General features: G+C 35.2%; 24 protein-coding genes and 1 pseudogene. All 25 read right to left on the bottom strand.

What is annotated here, in order from left to right:
• Position 1: 1 nt before the first annotated feature.
• Positions 2–424 (bottom strand): DUF3847 domain-containing protein, encoded by a 423-nt coding sequence (locus tag KFE17_13935; GenBank protein ID QUO31896.1) that lies wholly within the window; start codon positions 422–424, stop codon positions 2–4.
• A gap of 202 nt (positions 425–626) precedes the next feature.
• Positions 627–1031 (bottom strand): single-stranded DNA-binding protein, encoded by a 405-nt coding sequence (locus KFE17_13930; GenBank protein QUO31895.1) that lies wholly within the window; start codon positions 1029–1031, stop codon positions 627–629.
• A gap of 338 nt (positions 1032–1369) precedes the next feature.
• Positions 1370–2257 (bottom strand): hypothetical protein, encoded by an 888-nt coding sequence (locus KFE17_13925; GenBank protein QUO31894.1) that lies wholly within the window; start codon positions 2255–2257, stop codon positions 1370–1372.
• A gap of 59 nt (positions 2258–2316) precedes the next feature.
• The gene (locus KFE17_13920) at positions 2317–2607 is read right to left on the bottom strand and encodes a hypothetical protein (protein ID QUO31893.1); all 291 of its coding nucleotides are present in this window, start codon (positions 2605–2607) and stop codon (positions 2317–2319) included.
• A gap of 224 nt (positions 2608–2831) precedes the next feature.
• Positions 2832–3416 (bottom strand): hypothetical protein, encoded by a 585-nt coding sequence (locus KFE17_13915; protein QUO31892.1) that lies wholly within the window; start codon positions 3414–3416, stop codon positions 2832–2834.
• Between the two features lie 17 nt (positions 3417–3433).
• Positions 3434–4651: an RtcB family protein gene (locus KFE17_13910; GenBank protein ID QUO31891.1), complete on the bottom strand. Its 1218-nt coding sequence runs from the start codon at positions 4649–4651 to the stop codon at positions 3434–3436.
• Positions 4652–5228: 577 nt separating this feature from the next.
• A complete protein-coding gene (locus KFE17_13905; GenBank protein ID QUO31890.1) occupies positions 5229–5732 on the bottom strand; it encodes a hypothetical protein in 504 nt (167 codons plus the stop codon).
• Between the two features lie 34 nt (positions 5733–5766).
• Complete coding sequence (locus KFE17_13900) at positions 5767–6522, bottom strand: DUF2493 domain-containing protein (GenBank protein ID QUO31889.1); 756 nt, start codon at positions 6520–6522, stop codon at positions 5767–5769.
• A 55-nt stretch (positions 6523–6577) separates the two neighbouring features.
• Positions 6578–7768 (bottom strand): hypothetical protein, encoded by a 1191-nt coding sequence (locus tag KFE17_13895; protein ID QUO31888.1) that lies wholly within the window; start codon positions 7766–7768, stop codon positions 6578–6580.
• On the bottom strand, positions 7765–8133 hold the full coding sequence (locus KFE17_13890; GenBank protein QUO31887.1) for a hypothetical protein: 369 nt from the start codon (positions 8131–8133) through the stop codon (positions 7765–7767). Before KFE17_13890 ends, KFE17_13895 begins: the two co-directional genes overlap by 4 nt.
• Entirely contained in the window at positions 8118–8885 is a 768-nt protein-coding gene (locus KFE17_13885; protein QUO31886.1) for a hypothetical protein, read from the bottom strand. The genes KFE17_13890 and KFE17_13885 overlap by 16 nt, the downstream gene beginning before the upstream one ends.
• 64 nt (positions 8886–8949) lie before the next feature.
• Positions 8950–9462, bottom strand: a complete 513-nt coding sequence (locus tag KFE17_13880) for a hypothetical protein (protein ID QUO31885.1) — start codon at positions 9460–9462, stop codon at positions 8950–8952.
• A gap of 143 nt (positions 9463–9605) precedes the next feature.
• On the bottom strand, positions 9606–12065 hold the full coding sequence (locus KFE17_13875) for a DUF2779 domain-containing protein (protein ID QUO31884.1): 2460 nt from the start codon (positions 12063–12065) through the stop codon (positions 9606–9608).
• A 16-nt stretch (positions 12066–12081) separates the two neighbouring features.
• Entirely contained in the window at positions 12082–13110 is a 1029-nt protein-coding gene (locus KFE17_13870; protein QUO31883.1) for a WYL domain-containing protein, read from the bottom strand.
• 39 nt (positions 13111–13149) lie between these two features.
• A pseudogene (locus tag KFE17_13865) lies at positions 13150–13450 on the bottom strand (ADP-ribosylglycohydrolase family protein).
• A gap of 30 nt (positions 13451–13480) precedes the next feature.
• Positions 13481–14629 (bottom strand): ISAs1 family transposase, encoded by a 1149-nt coding sequence (locus KFE17_13860; GenBank protein ID QUO31882.1) that lies wholly within the window; start codon positions 14627–14629, stop codon positions 13481–13483.
• Positions 14630–14650: 21 nt separating this feature from the next.
• Complete coding sequence (locus KFE17_13855) at positions 14651–14968, bottom strand: hypothetical protein (protein ID QUO31881.1); 318 nt, start codon at positions 14966–14968, stop codon at positions 14651–14653.
• A gap of 137 nt (positions 14969–15105) precedes the next feature.
• A complete protein-coding gene (locus tag KFE17_13850; GenBank protein QUO31880.1) occupies positions 15106–15249 on the bottom strand; it encodes a sporulation transcriptional regulator SpoIIID in 144 nt (47 codons plus the stop codon).
• 56 nt (positions 15250–15305) lie between these two features.
• Positions 15306–15659, bottom strand: a complete 354-nt coding sequence (locus KFE17_13845) for a hypothetical protein (protein ID QUO31879.1) — start codon at positions 15657–15659, stop codon at positions 15306–15308.
• Between the two features lie 59 nt (positions 15660–15718).
• Entirely contained in the window at positions 15719–16225 is a 507-nt protein-coding gene (locus KFE17_13840) for a YkgJ family cysteine cluster protein (GenBank protein QUO33727.1), read from the bottom strand.
• Entirely contained in the window at positions 16225–19200 is a 2976-nt protein-coding gene (locus tag KFE17_13835; protein ID QUO31878.1) for a DEAD/DEAH box helicase family protein, read from the bottom strand. Before KFE17_13835 ends, KFE17_13840 begins: the two co-directional genes overlap by 1 nt.
• A 36-nt stretch (positions 19201–19236) precedes the next feature.
• The gene (locus tag KFE17_13830; protein ID QUO31877.1) at positions 19237–19665 is read right to left on the bottom strand and encodes an ABC transporter ATP-binding protein; all 429 of its coding nucleotides are present in this window, start codon (positions 19663–19665) and stop codon (positions 19237–19239) included.
• Positions 19655–20098 carry a DUF4869 domain-containing protein gene (locus tag KFE17_13825; GenBank protein ID QUO31876.1) on the bottom strand — a complete coding sequence of 148 codons (444 nt, stop codon included), beginning with the start codon at positions 20096–20098 and terminating at the stop codon, positions 19655–19657. The genes KFE17_13830 and KFE17_13825 overlap by 11 nt, the downstream gene beginning before the upstream one ends.
• Positions 20095–20808: a hypothetical protein gene (locus KFE17_13820; GenBank protein QUO31875.1), complete on the bottom strand. Its 714-nt coding sequence runs from the start codon at positions 20806–20808 to the stop codon at positions 20095–20097. The genes KFE17_13825 and KFE17_13820 overlap by 4 nt, the downstream gene beginning before the upstream one ends.
• Positions 20809–20947: 139 nt before the next feature.
• On the bottom strand, positions 20948–21091 hold the full coding sequence (locus tag KFE17_13815) for a sporulation transcriptional regulator SpoIIID (protein ID QUO31874.1): 144 nt from the start codon (positions 21089–21091) through the stop codon (positions 20948–20950).
• Positions 21092–21097: the final 6 nt, after the last annotated feature.

Here is a 21097-nt window from a genome sequence, read left to right as displayed (position 1 = left end):
CTTACGCATCTCCCTGTGGCAGTTCACCTCGTTGCATCGCCTTTAATAGTGCTTCCTCTTCTGCTAATTCTCGTTCTTTTACTTCTGCAGTTTCCGCCCGTCCACGAACCATTTCATGAACGACATCACAAAACTTACAAGCGGGATCATGAAGAAGTTCATCCATCAGCCGATAAAATTCCGCCTCTGTCAGATATTTGGTATCTTTACAGATTGCTTCTATGGCTGCTCCCTTCTGGATCAACAGATGGGTTCGTGCCTTTCGCTTTTTCTTTTTCTGTGTATCCAGATAGTTCAAGGATCTCTGGATCCTATGCTCTGCCTGTTCCTTCTCAAGCTTTGCCTGTTTCAATGCAGCTTCTGTTTTTTCAATCTCAAGAAGTGCTTCCTGAGTATATTCCTGAAATGTTTTCTTCTTCGCCATATCGTTCTTTTTCTCCTTTTTCAACTCTTCAATTTTCTCTGTTACGGGATAGGCATTTCTGCCGGAAGGGGAACCCTTCTTCGGATGGATCATCCGCAAACACTTTTAGAATTTCCCTTCAGAAAGATGCAAACTCCGTAGAACGCACATACCTTGTAAGGTATATAAGTGCGCTCTTCTGCTTTCAGCATCCGAGTTATTCTTACTCAAACGGAAGTTCTTCTCCGTCTGGAAGATTCATAAATCCATCTGGATCGGTATCTTCTTTCTTTTCTGATCCTGACAGTTTCTTCCCTTCTGCGAAATAATGTTCTTCTACGATCACATTGGTGGCATAAACTTTATTTCCCTCCTGATTCACATAGCTTCCTGTCTGGATCCGTCCGCTTACTAAAATCTTCAAGCCTTTTTTCAGATATTTTTCTGCAAACTCAGCATTCTTCCCAAAGGTAACACAGGAAATAAAATCTGTTTCTGCCTTTCCATCCTTTCGATATCGTCTTTCTACTGCCAGCGTGTATCTTGCCATTGCAGTACTGTTTTCATCCTGGAGATATTTCACCTCCAGATCTTTTGTCAATCTTCCCATTAAGATTGTTTTGTTCATGTAGTTTCTCCTTTCTCTTTTCGTTTTTTCTTTGTTCTTGAATCAGGCCCGATTCCTTTAAGGTAAATGTAATTTGTTCCTCATATATCAGAACGTAGAGAGGGCTTTTTACAAATAAAAAAGGAATTTTATTTATTTGCCCTCATATAACGAAAGGTTCAGAGGGGAAAATACAGGGTGGAAAAGGAAATTTTTTATTTTTCTGCACAAAAAAATACCCCTATGACTTCAAAATTAAAATCATAGGAGTACAGTTACTTCAACTCTCTTTGGATTATACTATATTTATTTTTCACTAGAGCAAAAATCTATTTAAAATTACAAAATTGTGTTTTTTCTTATCGCCCAAAATCAATTTCGTAGTACTCAAGATTAAGATAATATTCTCCGTGATTCCAACAAAACTGAGGCTTGTCTCCATCTTTTTCTAAGTAAAACGCACTAAATCCCATGTCTGTTATATCACCATCTTGTAATAAAAAATTTCTTTTTTTATCCGTGTTCCAAGTATTGAGTCGACATAATATAAAAGGCTCCATCTCTTCTCTTTTTGCTTCTTCAGTCTCAGAGTAGAAATGTCCTTTACATAAAATATCTCCTGATTCAAACGGTGTTGGAATATCAAACCACATTCCTTCAAATGCAGATAATATCTTTTGTTCATTATCAGGAATGGCGTCATTGATTTCTATAGATAGAATCTCTAATTTTACGTTCATGTGCGCCACAATGATGTGATTTGAATTCTTCAGAGAATGTCGCCTAACTGTAATTCCATAGATGTCATATATTTCATTTGCATTTAAATATTCATTGATTTCATCAATGAGATACCTTTTGCATTCAGCTAAACTTGAATAAATAGGCTCGTAGTTTTCCTTTTTTAAATATTCCCACTTTCCATTTGAATACGCTCTAACATGATATTGATAAGAATAAACTTCATGAACGGGACAATTGAATTTTTCCATCCACTTGTTTTGAATATACATATACTCCTTCAAAAAATCATGTACACTTTTTATTTCCATCATATTCATTCGCTCCGGCATAGAATCATTCGGTAAATGAGCTATTACTTCCTCCCATGCCTTAAATTTCTCTTTTAAGGGAATCTCTTGGGATTGCCATATCAAATAGGCAGCCTCCGGTGTCGAAAAGGAATAATTTATTTTTTTGAGATATGCCTTGATAGCATTGGAGCGAATAAAACGAAAAATATCCATTTTTTTGCCTTCCTCTTTTTCAATTCTCTCATAACCAGTGAACTTTCATATACATATTTTCAATTTTTTGAATCAGGTAACATACCTGCTTTCTCCATATATTCAGGAAGATAAATGGAAACACATTGTTCAGAAACCTTTTTTACAACTTCTTCCATGCGAATGGCAGAACAACAATTTGTCAATGTAATTCCATCCAACTCTCTTTTTTCATATAGAGAGACTAGTTGCAACTGCCTTTCATAGTTTTCTAGCGGTTTCTGAAAATACTCAAGATCGATTGACATTCCCAAAAAGGAGTCCCAATATAAATCCATTTCATTAGTAAGCACTGTTCCAAATGCTTGCATATTCGTATAATCTCCACAACATATTTTTCCTTTCACGGATTTGTCATAGTCATTCCACGTATTTCGCACCGGACATTCATGTTCTTGAAATCCTTTTTCCATCATTTCTTTAGAGTCCCAGGTTGCAATATAAGATAGTACAAATGGTCGATTGTTCGTCCCTTCATATGTTGTAAGAATATCGCCTCGTTGAAAAGGCGTCGGAAAATTAAAACATAATCCTTCTAAAAAAGTTCATAATCCATGCTACATTCATTCGTGTCAACTTCTAAAACATCTAAATTACGATTCAAGATTATGCTTCCACTTCTTTTTTGTATCTGTTCAGAGTATTTATTAATTGGACATTTTAATATACGAATTTTATCAATGACTACATCGTCCTCTTTATTCTTTGTAAATTCATTCTGTATACAATGTTGAAGACACGATTTATAATCCCCAAAAAAGGGTTCCTGCAATCCACTCCACCCAAAATAAGAAGCCTCTTTCTGAGAAATTTCATGTATCTCATAACAATATACACAGCTTTTATGATTATAAAAAGCTTCCAAACTTTGTTTTTGAAATTCTATGTAACACTTCAAATATTCATGAAGGCTTTCAATACAAAATCTTCCTCTTTGCCTTGTTATAGAACAATCTGACATTGTATCCGTTAATTCTAACCATGCATCCATCTTTTCTTGCAATGTTACTTGTTTGCTATGGTATATTACAAAAGCAGCTTCCAAAATCGAGAACTGATAATGCAATTCTTCCATATATTTTCTCACATCTTTGGAATTTATAAATTTATAAAGATTCATCTTTACGTTCACTTCCTTTAATACGAGGCTTTAAAATTATAAATCGGCTTCATAACATCAATCACCTCAACTGTGTCCTCAATCACACCTACTATATCGTGCAGTGATTTATAAGCCATAGGGGACTCATCTAGTGTTTTTTCATTAACGGATGTGGAGTAAATTCCTTCCATAGATACTTTGTATTCTTCCATCTTCAAAGTTTCACTTGCCCGTTTTCTAGACATGACTCTCCCCGCCCCATGAGGAGCAGAAAAGTTCCAATCCGGATTCCCTTTTCCCACCGCAAGAATACTGCCATCTCTCATATTGATTGGTATTAAAACTTTCTTTCCCACATGAGCTGCAATGGCTCCCTTTCTTAAAATCTGTTCCTCTACATCAATATAATTATGAACCGTATGAAATCCTTCCTCTCCAGTAATTCCTATCTGACTTAATATAATATTGGCAAGTATCTCTCGATTTCTTACTGCAAATTTCTGACAAATATCGATGTCATGTAAATAAGCTTCCATATATTTGCCATATAAAAAACACAATTCCATCGGCATTGTAATTGGTTTTGGACTCCACTGTAATCCTTTTAACGCTTCCTGAATCTCATTTCTTCGTCCGGATGCCTTATATTCTTTAATCAAGGCTTCCTTTTTCTCAAAATACGTTTCCTTTCCCTTATGTAAATCTATTGCAAGCTGCTGATAGAATTCTGCTACCTGTTTTCCAAGATTTCTGCTTCCGGTATGTACAATAAGATATAAAGAACCATCCGCAGCTTTATCAATTTCTATGAAATGATTTCCTCCACCCAAAGAACCCAAACTTTTTTCAATTCTTTTGGTTTGCTTCAAATGACGATAACAACATAGCTTTGTCAAATCAAATTTTTCTTGTCTGCTCTCCCAGATATCTCGACCAGAGGGAATGGCATGGCAGACCTCATCAACTTTCTCAAAATCCAATGTTTGATTCGGTAGTTTAACCGTATACATTCCACATCCGATATCGACACCTACCAGATTCGGAACAACTTTATCCTTTACTGTCATTGTGGTGCCAATGGTACATCCTATTCCCACATGGACATCAGGCATAATACGTACTTTACATCCTTCTGCAAAATCCTGATCACACATTTCACGAATTTGAGCAATTGCATCTTCTTCTATTACGTTGGTAAAACATAACGCAGTTGCTTTCTTTCCCTTGATTTGAACTCCTATTACATTAATCATATTTTTACCTCTTTTTAATGTATTGTCCACCACATATCAAACAATTTGCGGTAACTGTTCCCTTTTTTTATTTCTCCCTTAAATTTTCTTATAATTCTATTTGTATACTTCTTACAGTATGGAGAAACCTTTCCTCTGTAAATTCGCACGTAGTATGCCGGTGCCAATGTACAATTTTGACATTCATCAACTTCATGTACAGAAATACTATATTTACTTAATTTTTTCAATTTTCGCTTATACTTTCTGTTATACATTCTTCTTTTTCTTCTTTTGTATTTATTATACATTGGCATATCTCCATCATATTTTCTCCTGTCTCCTTTAGTGCAAAGTCTGCACAGTATAATGCCTCTAACCGAACTTAGCATTAAAAAGTTTTTAGAAATGAAAATATCTGCATTTTTTATAAGAGATTTGAACTCCTTCTCATTTTTATTTTTACAACTATAAAACCTTAACAGATAAGAAATAAATACAAAGGCACTATAACAGAAACTATAAACTATCTTTTAAACTGTAAGCCTTGATTTCCACTTTTGTGTTTGCAAATATGATCAATTCTCGGAAAATATTATTACAAATTCACCTCGAACGTATACGTACTATTTACTACATTTAATTTCGACTGAACTTCTAACATCCTCTCATACATGGATTTTCCATATGTTTTCACCTCTTGAATATCATAATTTGTATATGTATATTCAATTTCATTCCCATACCCTGTACGATTGCGCTCTTTTCTTTCTTTATTTCCCAACTTTGTATAATACTCATAATTCTTATTCAACATCGCCATTAAGACAAGAGCTTCATCCACCGTAATCTTTTCATCTGGAAGATATGTAAGCGTATTAAACACATTTCTGGCATGTTTAATTGCTCGTATCTTCTGATCTATCATCTCAATTTCTTTGATCGTACCCATACAATCAAACTCTGGTCGCAAATCTTCCGGATTCCCTTCAGATACAGCAACAACAAATGTTGACAATTTATTGATTTTCTCCACTAACTGATGTCTGTCTTCTTCCAATGAACGTATTAACTTCTGCGCTCCATCTGGTGTGATTTTCATAAGCATATTCCTCCTAATTAAATTGATTTTTCTTTTATAATGTACTTTTATCTGGTTTCCATCCTTGGTCAAAATGTGATCTGTAATGTCTGCTGTTATCATATATAACTCTAGGCTGCTCATCCAAGCCAAACTTTTCCATAATCTGCGGTATATAATCTGATGAAATATTTGGATTCATATACACAATATATTTTCCTTTGGGAGTAATTTCAACACGTCCTCTGGGATAGTAATTATATGGATGATTACAGCTTTTAGGCTTAATTTTTCTCCAGATTTTCTTGTGTACATAGGAATCTCCTGATTTTGATATACTAAAAGTGAATTGCTCTTCTCTGAAAGGGAATGCCCATATTTCATCTTCCACTAACCAAAAAACACCTTTTCGTGGATGTTTTATTTCTTGATGAATATTTTCTTCATAATGAATGATATAAACTTCCATTCCATAGCTTTCTGCCCGCTGTATCATGTCATTTGTTCCTCTGGATACTCCATTCCAAAATGCAATGAGAATAGAATTCACTCCTTTCATCGCATATTCTGCCATTTCCTGATTCCGTAGATAACCTGCCCTTTTCCCATATTTTTTCCAGTCTGCCGGAAACCTTACTAGTTGTATTTTGTGTTCTAACGCATATTTCTCACCTAATGTATCTGCACCTCTAGCCCCACCGGATATAATCACAGGTTCGTCAATGTCTTTGAGAATTTCATCTACTTTTTGTTCAAGCAATTCATAATCAGTAAACATTCTTCCTCCGGCAACGATAATCCTTATTTCCATTTTTCCTATTTCCTCTATTTACTACCAATAACGTTTTATTAATCGGACCATATTTTCAATTTTTTCCACCTACAAATATCGCATTATTAATCTCTACAAATGCCTGAAGCCACCAATCCACTGAATCCCTGTAAGAAGAATTTTCTATTGCTTCTCGTAATGTCGTTTGATACTCGATATATTCTGGATAATTCCATTGTTCAGAATGAATTACCTTTCCCTGATCTGGACTAAACCAATCCATAATATAATCGTTTTCATCTTTTTTGAAAGGAGCACATTTTAAATGAAGGATATGTTGATAATCATTCCGTCCTTTTGTTGTTGCCATTTGCAGCGTATGCAATTCCACAGGAACATGAAAAAACTTTCTTGTATCCGCAATATTCCAATATCCGGTTTGTAAATTGGTTTCAATCACAATTAGATGAAGCATTGTTTGATTGACGAGTCGTTGTGCGACTCCGTATGGAATCCCGCCAATATCATCATACAAACTAATAAGTAACTCACATAATTCATGATGCCTTTCATCAAACATTTCCTGCGTATCCACCTCTTGAAGCAACGGCAAATGTTCAGAAAGAAAATATTCTGCTCTTCTCTCATATTCTGTCTTTTGGTTAAATGTTGCCTTTTCAGGAAAATTGATTCGCCTCCAAAAATCACGATAACTTCTCCTAGCCGCCTTAAAAATCATCTTCTCACTTGAAAAATTTTCTTGAATATCATAGTAACTAAGAATCAAAAATTTATTTTCATTGCTAACAGACTCTTTTCCCTTATTCTGTTTTTTCCTTTTCATCTCATTTAATGCATCAAATACTTTATGATAAATGACTTGATTCGGATAATATCGATAGTCTGTAAAAATCGAAAGACCATCTTGATAAAAATATTCTAAAATTGCAGCCGCACATCCGGAACTACGGCTTTCGCCATATTCACATTGGCAAATAATATCTAATCCGTCTTGATATGCTTCAAAAATAAACTCTGCCAGATCACATGCTTCCGTAAAATATGTATTATAATTCAGACCATATTCTGGTAATACAGATAAATCTATATCATGAACTGCCACTTGAAACAAACGTGCCGGTTTTCCCTTATAGTCCACAGCACAATAATTTTCATCATGAAATTTTCCAGGCGGATCATAAAAACTAATCACCGCTATATTCTTAGGGAATCCTGTTTTTAGCAACATTTCTATTGCACTTCTTGAATAAATTTCGACTTTCATTTTCCTTCTCCTAACTTTTTGATATACTCTATAAAATACTTAGTTGCATCCCATGTACCATCTAGTATTTTTTTCTCTCCACACTCATCAATTAAAACAAGACTTTTACTATACTTTCTACGACTACATATATCACTCTCTTGAATCTCACCTAACATTTCCTTTGGATTTTGTACTAGCTGAAAATGCAAAATGTATTTCTCAACCACTTCCTTTGAAGTATTTCCTGTAATGTAGAAGGAAGAATAATGCGAAAACTCATTTTCATATTTTGTAATCCATTTTGTACCATCTTTCATACACACATATACATCAATCCAATGCACCTCTTGATGTGGAAATGAATTTTTTATCTTTTTTTCCATGTCTGATTTCCTACCCGAAACATAATTTTTCCATTTTTCACCTGAATATCACAATCGTCTATGTCTTTCATTTCAATAATCTTATCTGTATCCAATACTCTTCTTACCTGTAGATTGGTAGATTGTTCTCTTACTGGCATGATACTATATTCTAAATCATGATCATGTCCCCAATACTGCAACAAATAAAGTTGTATCAACTGCCCATTTACAATTTTAGATGCAATAACGTATGGTGTTTGCAATTCATTGATTACCTCATCATTTTCATAATCCCAAATGATGGTATAGCCCCACTGGCTTTTCTCAGCAAGTAAATGAATGAAACAAAATTGTCCATCAATAGAAATCTTCCAATCTTCTAAACCATCTTGTATTTTTTCTTTGATTTCTAATGTTTGAATCTGTTTTTTCAACAACTCTTTGGTCGTACCATTGCCAAGAGTGACTTGACAAATACTGGTTTCATTTAATAATAACTTGGCTTCCAGTGCATATAACATAAACTTTCCCTCTTTCCACTGTTTATAATGCTCCTTCATACATACAGCACACGGACGATATCCTGCTTGGATAGCTGTGAGTTCATCTGTAAAAAACACCCTGTGATTTACGTAATTTCCATTCTGAATATGACGAAGTGCAGACGGACAGTCTAGTCTGCCATAAATTTTTAGCTTTCGATGCCCACCGATTGTTCCTTTTTCTGATGACAAATATTCCTTCCCATCTTTTCCTATTAAGTGATACATTAGTTTTACCTCTTGTTTTTTCTATATATATCTTACATCAATAGATGGGATAAAATAGGTGCATCTAATTCTCTAAAATATACATGTTTTCTTTTAAACAAATATAGTGAAGCTCTTCTGTTGTACTACAACTATACTCCAAGATTTCGTTATTCCATAAAATACATGAAATTAACTCTTTCCATTCCGTGTATCCCTGAAAATAATCTAATGCATCTGCTTCATCTAACTTTCCAAACCATACAAGCAACAGAATCGGTTTATTCTTTCTGATAAATTGTTTCAATTCTTCTATCACTTTATCATCAAATGCACGTGGACAATTTTCCGGATTCATCCAATGTTGCAACATAACTTTTGGCTCTGTATTTACTCCAAAAGACATTGACGGAGCATTTCGTATACCTTTCGTTTGAATTGTCCCCCCATAAAATTTAATTCTAGGGTCACATGAATCATTACACTCGGAAAAATAGATGTAATCATGTATCACTCCTGTCCGGGATATATCCGCTTTTCGTGCAACTAACTTTGACATAGAAAAAATATCTTCCTTAGATTCGATTATCTTTTTCATTATGTAATTCCCTATCTTTTTGCTTCACTTACTTTATTCTTTCAATAACAGCGTATCTGATAACATGAGACAAAAATGGTGTATCTAATCTGTTATAGGACAGAAAAAAGCCTGCCGTTTTCGACAGACTTTTCTACTAAAAATTATTCATTTAATACACCTATCCTTACCATTGCGGATTCTGTGATTTGTTTTACTTGCTGAAGTTTCTCAAGCAATGTATCATTTAAGTTTCCTAGTGCATATTTATTTATATATCCATTATTTAAATTATCAGAATCTTCTGTATGATCCTCTTCATCTTTAAATGTTTTTATAAAAGCTTCCGCTGAAAGAATCATTTGCATTCTCGGCCATACATAAAAGTCTACCAATAAAGGAGATACATCTCCTAATTCATCATGAAGTAAATCTACGTAAAACTGATAGGTACATTTTAGGCTTTTCTCTTCAGCACTTCCATGTTCCAATGTGCTCCAGGATCCAATAGGTCCCTTCTCTTTATCTTGTTTCATAAAATATTCTGGTTTACTTTTTTTAAGAGGATTTTGTTTCCACACTAAATTATCAAAATACTTTGTATATTTTTCTAAATTTTTGCCTTTAATATAACATCTGTTAATCCATTCCAAACTGAAACTATCAAGTGGCATATGGCACGCTTCACACTTCTCCAAATATTCTTTATATTCTTTTTTCCCGTACCAAACACAATACATATATTTAAAAGCCATATTTACTATCTTTTGTGCTTGACCATATTTCATCCCCCAATAGTCCACAAACCACTGACACCATTTATCATGTTGCTCATTGAATTTGTCTTTATTTCCATCACAAAGATACTTATAAATATCCTCTGCAATACTCCGTAATTTATTATTTTCTGTTCCGTCAGCTTTCTCATTTTCAACCTTAATCTTACTGATTTTTTCTTGTCCCTTAAAAGTTCTACAAGCATCTAAATATCCGGAATAAAGCGCATCTACTATGACATCTACTTTGTCTTTATCTTCTACAAAGCATGCTTTGAAATCTCCTCTAATGGTTTTTATGAAACTTTCAACTTCCTTCGGAATTCTCTTTTCTAAATCAAAACTCACTTCACACAACTCCTCCCAAACCTTTACCATTGCATACGTATCCAGTTCACAGTACTTCAATAAATTTCTTTTTGCCTTTTCCTGCTCCTTTTTTGACATATCCTTAATCTTCGGAAAAATTGTCATTGCTTCAGACCCATTATGTACACCTTCCAAGCTATGATAATCCAATTCAGGATCATTTGGAAAGATTGCAGGAAGTACACTTTTAATAGAAAAGGAGCCTCCCATTGCTCGATTGTAATAATAACCTGACTGAAATGGGACTAGAAGATCCACAATATGAGCTTCTATATTTAATAAATGCGCTTCCAAGTCAGGGAACATTCTAGCTAGTTCTTTTAATCTTGTGCATTCAAAAGCTTTATTATATGCGGTCACACATACATTCATTGGGATGTCCCTGCATAATGCTTCTGCGATCTCACGTAAAGGATTTATCCCCGACTCTGCCAAAAATTCTTTATGCTTCAATAATCCACCCTTTGATTCGATGTAATGAAGCGAATATTGAAATGGAATCTGTTGGTAAGGCTTTGTTCCATCAAAAAGAGGAATCACTGGCTGCATGGTTTCAAAATCCAAGAAATACAACGGATAAGTTAGTTGTTCTAAGAATGCTCTGATGTTCTCTCGTTCAACATAGGTTCCCTTTTCCTCTAAGACAAAGCTTATTTGTCTTTGCTGTTTTGGATTTTTGATCACTCCACTTTTGTTTAAATCCTGATAGGAAATCAAACCTTGATGGTAATATTCCAGTTTTTTCTTAAACGGAAGTCGATACAAATCAAAGACCGATTCTTTTGGCACATGCTTTGTACAATAGTTCCAGTAGGTGCATGGATAAGGAGAATAACACCCTACTTCCAAATCACAGGCGGGTTCTTCTGGATTTGTTAATATCTCCCGTGCTTCTTTTAAATGTTTTTTTACGTCTTTTAATTCTTCCTTTATAGCATCAGAGACATCTCGAATACAGAATAATTTTTGTAGATTAAGTTCTCCTTCTCGTACATAGTTGCTATTAATATTTACAAGATATGTACCTGTAACGGATACACCGCAATGCTCCAATACATATTTTTGATATGCAATATCCGCCGCATACACTGGTTCCACATCTTCCCTATCTACGATTGCAGTCGAACTTTTCACTTCATAGATAGCCCAACCATCATCTGTTTTCTTTAAGATATCTACTGCACAATAGCAACCTTCATAGGAAAATGCGGCCTCACAAATAACAGGGGTATCTTTTTCCATTTCACTCTTTGTTTTCTCCAACATAGTGAAAAGATCCAACTGTTGATCCACATAGCTTGTCACAGCAACAAATGGGCCAAATAAAGATTTGGCTAATTTCCCTACTTCCCGTCCTGCTTCCATATGTGCATCTGCATTTCCATCTGTTACACATTCTTCCGGCCGATGCTGATTGAGCCATGCTAATTTCGGGCACTGCCAATACGAACAATACTTTGACTTTGAAAATGCTTCCATTGGTACTCCTCCCTTTTTATTCCTGATATGCTTTGAGGGCATTCTTTAGCTCTAACCGCATCTGATTCCTCAATCTTTCTGGCGATAAAATAACAACATCCGGTGCAAAGTTTTTTGCAAACTGTAAGATAGAACGCTCATTGACTCTTACACGCACTGAAATATGTGTTTCTGATTCATCGTAAAACTGCACATTTTTTCCAAACAAATCGATCACATCGGATATCATTGGTTTTACAATTCGAAGCTTTACATAAGAGTTGGAACTGGAATACATGTAAATATGTTCATTCATATACTCCGTTAGATTCAAACGTTGCCCATTGGTTCCCTCTAAAGATTCAAATGGCTTTCCAAATTTCTCTAATATCTGGATATTTCGGATCCGGTCCACTCGATAATTGGAAATATCGTTATATTTGTCATAATTGCAGATTAAATAATACTTTCCGTCCTTGGCTGCCATCTGATAGGGTGTCACAATATAAATACGAACAGATCCATCTGCTGTTCTTTTGGAGTGAAGCTCTTTGTCTGTTCCATATTCCATGTACTCAAAAGAGACTTTCTTATTGAAATGGATGGCTTCATCTAACAATCCAATATTTAAGAAAATATCTTTGTTCTTGGAACGATCCTCTGGCAGGGGATGGATATGCTGTACATGAGAATGAAAATAAACATTGGATAAGGACTCCAGCTTCCCAATTAATTCCTTCACAAAATGATAAGGGATGTGTCTAGAAAACATCAAACCGTCAATCAGCATCCGCAATTCTTCATAGGTAAATTTTTGTTTTAAGTAAAAGTCGGTCAGCACTGGACCACCTTTTCTTGGAACTTCTGTGTACCCGATGTTCCAGTCAGCTTCAATGAGATCCATAATATTTCGCTTGATAGCTTTTCGTTCTACCTGCATATCGTATTCTTTTTCTAAAATATCTCCAATTTCTTTCTGACTTAAACGATGATTTTCGTCTGTATATTTTTGGAAGATTTCCATAATATACAGGATTAAAAGTTTTTTTGGTTGTTTCGTATACATGCACTTCTCCCGTACAATTCAAATTCCGTCCTTATTATATCACACCAAGAAAAACTTTTCCTTTAATTTTTCCATGAATATAGCAGACGCAGTAGCCTCCGCACCTTTGAGTCCTTCTGGATGATTGTGAGAAACATTTGCCGTTGCTCTCGCAACTTCTCTAGTTCTTTCTAAAGAATCATAAAGCCATCCTGCCGGAGAAACCCGCATTGCAACTCCATTCCCCCAGCTATTATATGGTTTTGCATTTTTACCACGCTTCATCCAAAAGTGCTTCCGCAATCGCAACAGTCAATACCGTATCATCCGTATACCAGGGCAACCGCATAAAAATATCCATCTGGGGAATGAAATCCCTTGATGGATATTTTTAAATGTTTTTTGCAATTTTCTGAAAAATCAATTCCTGTATATATTCTAAATGATACGTATATAACATACTCATTTTCTTATAAGTCATTTTTTTCTTTTTATCAAACCGTTTATCCAGCTTCATCAGATTATAACAAATTTTTCTGATCAGGGACAGATTTTGCATTGCCTTTTCTGCTTTAATCTTACAGGCATCTTCCCGGAAATGAACATCCAATACCCAATGCAGACTGTTTTCTATCTCCCAATGCCCTCTTACGATATGAGACATTTCTTCTGATGTCATTTCCTGATCTAAGATATAATATCTTGTTTCGGTACTTCTTTTTCCATCAATTTCCCGGATGCTTTCTACCTTGCCGATGGATTTTAATCCCTTCCAATTCTCTTTTCCCGTCAGATAATCAATATCCTGTGAGATTTTGTACTTCCTTTTTTCAATCCGCCCATGATTTTTTTCAAATGTCTCATAGGCACTGAGCTTTTCAGGTTCTTCCTTTTCTGCATAAGAAAAATATTCTCTGATCTCATCATACAGGATTGCCTGGTTTGTTTTTACTGCAAGACAATAATGCCCCTTTTGTTCTACAATCTGTTTCGCAATCTCCTTTTGGCAACCGATTGCATCAATGGTTATGACACATTTTGAAATATCAAGTTTCTTTAACAGCTTTGGTATTTCTTTGATTTCATTTGTTTTTTCTCCTACTTTTAACTGCCCGATGGAAAGACCATAATTTTCCAAATATGCGGATATGATATAGGGGATATTTCCACCCCTTACTGCCGCTGCACGAACTGCTTTCCCGTCAATGGCAATCCGTTGCGGTTCCGTAATTTCATTTTTTTGAAGTGTGGACAGTACATCCCGGATCCAATGATAAAACATCTCCATAAATTTTTCCGGTTCTATAATCGCAAACACCCGAAGCAGGGTATCCGCAGACGGAGTCCCATACTTTAAATCCAGTATTTTTTCAAAATAAGGTTCTTGAAGTTTTATAAAAAATGCCATATTTTCTGCATCTGTATAACCGCATAAGACAGCATAAATGCTCATAACTATAATATTTCCAAGGTCGTGTCTCAGTCCCCGGTTATCTCTGTTATCTGCTAAATCTGAAAAATACATTTTCATTTCCATCATAAAAATCACCCTTTTCTTTTATTATAACGGAAAAGTGATGATTTTGGTATTAATATTTTTTATGCGGTTGCCCTGATCCGTATACTGACTCCATCTGCCAAACAGAGGAAACTCCTTTGATTTTTCCTTTGATTTTGTTACTTCATCAAACTCAAAAGAACTACCAAGCATATCACCAAGAATCGCACCGTACATCTTTTCTTCCCCTTCTTTCAATTTCTTATCTTCATAAACCTTCTTTAAGAAATCATTTATTAATTTTTCTATCTCAAATTTAGCAAAAAAGATGGGATAAAAAGAGTGCATCTGAAAATCATCAATATTTCCATTAGATTTCAAATCACTTCAGATGATACCTCTTAATATGGTTGAGCATCAAAAAAGGAAGCGCATAAAAACGTTCCCTTAATTCTTATTCTGTATTAGGACTTCAATTAAAGCATTTAGAGGCTCTTACCTCACCTCATAAACAACCTTCACAAAAATATCTCTTTTGTTACATCTATATGTACTGTGCTCTTGCTTATCCCAAATCGCTTCGCCGTCTGTCGCACCGTCGCCTTTGTCTCCATAATATACTCCGCAATTTCCACTGCTCTTTCTTCGATATAATCTTTCACAAAAATTCCCCTGGATACATCTTTTTACAATGTATGCAGGGGAAATAAAGATTATGTTAGAACAGTTCAAACAGGGATGGTGCATCAAAAAATATATCATTGGGCAAACACAAACCATATATTTTTGCAAATTCATTTATAAATTGATTTGACGGTTCTTTATTTTCTTCATAATCTTTTTCAAGAACTCTCTTAATTTCCTCAAATTTTTCATAAGCTTCTTCCTGACTGCAATAAATAATTCCATACATGATTCCATAGGAAACATAAATTTCATACTGACTATTATCTGCCGAAAATATACTCACTTCAACAGCTTCATCATAAACTTCACATATTTCTAAATATGTATTTGAATAATGTCTTCTTTCTTCCGAAAAAGTATCAGTCACATTTCTCCAAATTCCCATACCATCCTAGCTCCTTCCTATATTTTTTCTTCTTGAATTTTTCTCATTAGAAAATCATCTTATCTAAACCGAAATCCATATTCTTTTTTCAGTCTCTCATATATCTCAAACGCCACCGGACAGACTTCCACCGCATTCAGCACACTATACAGACTCTGCAATCTATCCGGTTGATCCGTATAAGGATATTTTTTACAGCTCTCCGGTCTGCATTCTCCTAATTTGCAATTACCATCATCTTGCAGAAAATCGCACGGCTTATTCTTTGTCTCATATGTATCTTCTACTTCATTTTTAATCAAATACCTCTCAACAAATTGCTCTTTTGTCAAATCCAAAAATTCCGCATCTCTTTCCAAATCTTCACTCGGAATACTTCCATGATACATTTTGCAGCAATTTCTGCATCTACTGCAATCATACTTTGAAAACAATTCATCGTGAAGTCTTTTAAACTGTTTGTCCAATTCCTTTTCATCCGCATGGCATTTTAAAAATGTACGAAATTCCAGATTTTCATTTTCTTTTTTCTTTGCTTCAAATCTTACTTTTCTCGGTGCAATCATCAATTTTCTCCTTCCTTTTTCTCTTCTGTAATACAAAATGCAATCTCCAACAGTTCCGCCGCTACCTGATGGTCTTTAATGCGCATCAGATTGTCCCACACATCTTCTTTCCCCAACAGATTCATACCGCCATGCCACACCAGCTCCTCATCTATGACTGCAAATCGTTCCTCTACTTCTTCTTTTGTTACAACATTGATAGCCACATTCTGCATCTCCCGGATCAGCTCATAACATATATCTGCATTGCCATATATAACTTTCTCCGGATCCGTTGTAATGACTGTAACACTCACACCATTTTCCTGGCATTCTTTTACCAATACTAACAACCTGTCAATCTTCTCCTGCCGGATATTGGGACTGGAAATCACGATTGATTTTTCTGCCTCCACCAAATCCTGCTCAAATTTTTCCGTATAATTGCCAGAATCAAATATCGCATGAACAACCTGTTTCTCTTGCAAGTCTCCTGTCCAAACAGAAAATCCTGTTTTCTTATAGGTTCGAAGTCTTTTCCCATACATTTTATTAAACTTTCTCATATGTGCATCAATATAATCATACACGTAAACCGCTTCTTTTCCCTCGTAATCACGATTCAGTCTTCCTATATACTGTTCCAAACGCCCTTCAAAAGATACCGGTGCCGCAAGCATCAGTACATCCAATCTCGGGAAATCAAATCCTTCCCCTATCTTTTGACCAGTCGCAATCAATATAAGACTTTCTGTACGTGGAACCTGTTTTAATCGTATCCGTATTTCTGCATTTTCCTTATCCGAATTATCTCCATACAAGAGAAATACATGGTCTGCTTCATCTTTTAACATATCATACAGGATTTTTGCATGTTCTTTGTATCGAGTTAATATAACCGGAGTCTGATTCTGTGAAATACTTTGTTTTACATCATTTGCAATCATTTCATTTCGTACTTTGCTAGTGCTGATTAAACTATAGGCTTTATTGATATCATTCCTACTATCCACAGTATCGATCACTCTTGTATATCTTGGAACAAAATAATGTCCTATTCCCTGCTCTTCGGCTCTTTCCAATGCTGTGAAGCGATGCCTTAATGGCCCCAGCATCATATAGATAATTTTATCCAGATGATCACCACGTTTCGGTGTTGCTGATACCCCATAAACATATTTGGCATTGATTTTCTGCAACACTTCCATATATGTATGTGATGCTGCATGATGACATTCATCCACAATAACCATTCCATAAGCATGTTTTAAATTTTGAAACTTTCCTTTGCTGTACATGGAACCGACCATCGCAATATCTACAATACCAGTCAATGTATTCTTACTTCCATATAAAATGCCTATTGCACTGTCTCTCTTTTTCTTTCGTCCTGTCTTCGTTTCATACTCCGGCGGTTCTTCCCTGATATCAAGAAATTTATTCAGTTCATCTACCCATTGACTAAGCAAATCTTTACTCTGTAATAAAATCAGTGTATTCACCTTTCGTTCCGCAATCAGGTAACTGCACACAACTGTTTTTCCAAATGCGGTTGCGGCCTCTAGCACACCATCTGAATCCTTTAGCAACTTCTCCGCCGCAAGTTCCTGTTGCAACCGCAAATCACCTTTAAATGAGACTCTAATTGGGAGACCGATTTCCCTTTGATCAGATATCTCGATTGGAATTTCTGCTTTCGTACATTCCTCAGTAATTCGTTCTCTTAATCCTCGTGGCACTCGGATATAGCCATCAATATCTTTCCCTAAATAAACAGCACTAAAATTATAGTAGTTTGAGTATCCCAATCTTTTGTTTTTATAGAATTCCGGATTGTCAAAAGCCGCCAAACTTCTGATTTGATTTTGTATTCTCGGCATGAGATTCAGCGTATCGACATAGACACCATTACTGAGTACCATATGAAGTTCTCCAACCACATCAGTTTTCACAAACTCACACTTCTTTTTCCATGGCTTTGGTCTGTTGTTTATATCAATACCTGCAAGCTTTCCTTTGCTTTCCGCTAATTCTGCCTGCCACTTTGCCATATACTTTTCTATATCTTCGATACTAAGTTTTTCTGTTTTATTAAGTAAAACATCCCATTGATCAGGATATGCATTCCAATTCACGTCTACAAACGCACTATTACCATTTTTAAGCGCCTGTCCCTGCAATGGCAGTGCAATCAGATTGCCAATACTGCTTGCCACATCCTGAGACGGATACATACGGTCATAATAATGGAAAGATTTCAAATTAATAGACTCAGAACCTTTATCCAACAATAAAAATCCGAAATTTCTGGCTAATGAAGCCGGTATTGCTTTTTGAAAGAATATCCATACATGGGCGCCTTTCCCGGAACAAGAACGTTCAATCAGAGGTTTAATTCCATTAATCTCACACATTTTTCTAAGAGCATCCACTTCTTTATGCCACTCATTATCCATGTTGGCAAAATCTGTTGTTTCCGCACCTTTTTCGTGATTATCAAAATCAAACACGAGAAATCTACATGTTCCATCTGGCAGCAGCGGATATACACCGATTACGTCCGAACCATCTTCCTTATATCCCAGCAAATGCGAAACGATTTTCTTCACATCCAGTTTTGTCCATTTTTTATTTTCACACTCATCGCAAATCATCTTTTCTCCACGCTGTTTCGGACAAAGTTTAGCATCCCACCTATTATCACATTGTGGAAAATAACCGCCATTCTTGCCGCGCCTGGCATAGACATCCTCTCTTCCCCAAAACATAGAAAAGAAGCGTATCGCCATCTTCTCCGTAATAAACGTAGGATGGACAATACGCGCTCCCTGATCGAGATCATACTCTTCTGCATTTTCTATTGTCTCTTCAAAAGGATTAGTCTCATCATATGGAATATTTTCTTTTTTCAATTTATCTTTTAATAATCTATTTTCATATTCAAGTAACCGAACAATCTTCCTCAAAGTTTCCGTATCATATGCTTCTATATTCATACCGCCACCTGCAATTCTCAACACACAAGTTCCACTTTATATATACGGTTTTATCGTAAACACCGTCTGCTCTCCGACCTTTTCACTTGCCAATTCAAATAGATTTTCTTTCGTTGCGAACAGATTTTTAGGATTTCTTCCGATAATCAGATACTGATTTCTATCATCTAACGAAATATACTTCCGTGTATCGTCATTTAATAAAATATCTGCATTATCAATGACAACCAGTTTTCCCTCTGTCTGGCTGATTATTTCTTTTATATCTTTCTGATAATCATAATTATCCAAACACAAAATCCTAGGATTAACTGCCATACATTCTCTGATAAATGAAAATGTTGCTGTCTTTCCTGTTCCTGAATCTCCCATTAAGATTGTTATATTATTGGTAAATGTAAAGTCCACCACAAACGAGGTATGCACTGTTGAAAAATGTTCCATTACAACCGGTTTACTCTTCATTTTCCCACCACTCCTTTAGTTCCTCATAATCCTCGATCACCTTACATCCTCTACTCGTCTGAACCTTCACACGTTCCATATTAAAAGGAATCATTGCATAATCACTATATACATATCCCTCTTCGAAACCATATAATATTTCCAAAGCATTATTTCCACATTCTTTTAAACAAAACACTTTATTTGGAAAATATAATATATTCAATACCGTTTTACAACCTGTAGAAAGCTGATCTGTATTCAATGTAATATCTTCAAAGCGTGATCGAATTTTATATTTGCTGATAAGTTCCGAACCGTCTATCATTTGAATATACTTTGCTGCTCTGTCATCCAGTTTCGTTGCTGTATTCTGATTAAAAAATATATCATTCAGTTCTATATATTCTTTATCCTGAGGTATGTCTTTCTTATTTTTAAAAATCGTTATCACGACACTACCTCCAATCCAACTTTCGGAAACTGTAGTTTCAACGAGCTTCCCATATAAATTCTTTTCATTTTATCAAACACAGACAGTCTGCTATTATCCAATCCACAGATGTCATCTTCCTGTCGCTCTTTCCATTCACAGCAAGACTTTATCCAACATTCTCCAAGTACACTTTTTGACACTTCAAATCCAGTATTTCTTGTCAAATCAAATAATAACTTTGCCGACAATTGCTCAATATTATGTTCTTCAATGTTTTTATCATAATCTATAATTTCTCGTATTCCTTTATAATCAAAATTATCATCCTGCAGGGATTCTACAAGTTTGTGTCTTGCCGCAATTGCTCTGGCTCTCTTTTGCAAAAATTCATCCTCCGGAGCATAAATCCATTCTATCAGTTCTTTAAATTCTAAAAGAAGATACTCAAAACAAATAATGTCCAGCAGAAAAACATTTTCTTTCTCATTCACATATTTCTTCAATCGTTTCTGTTCCATAATAATCTGCAGATTATCAAAGGAATTATCAAAAACAATGATATATCTGTTTTCAGCATCCTGTAATGCCCTTACAGCTTTCACTAACTCACTATTATTCTTTTTACTTTCAACGATCACATCCGAACAAAGTTGTTTCATGAGATTTTCCCAAAATGTATAGCTTGCTTTTCCTTTTCGATCTTCTATCCACAAAAAAGTTTTTGCCATGATTCTTCCACCTGCTTTCTGTGTTCTATTTTAACCGATTTCCTTTCATAACACAATAAAATCACCAAAAAGAAAAAGACCGCATTTCTGCGACCTTTCTCATAACTTTTCTCTCTGTACCTCACCTCATAAACACCCTTCACAAAAACACCTCTTTTGTTACATCTATATGTACCGTACTCTTACTAATTCCAAATTTCTTCGCCGTCTGACGCACAGTTGCATTATTTTCTATGATGTAACTCGCAATTTCCACAGCTCTCTCTTCGATATAATCTTTCACAAATGT

It is taken from the genome of Faecalicatena sp. Marseille-Q4148, assembly GCA_018228665.1.
Classification (GTDB): Bacteria; Bacillota; Clostridia; order Lachnospirales; family Lachnospiraceae; genus UBA9414.
This window is presented reverse-complemented; position numbering and strand designations above follow the sequence as displayed.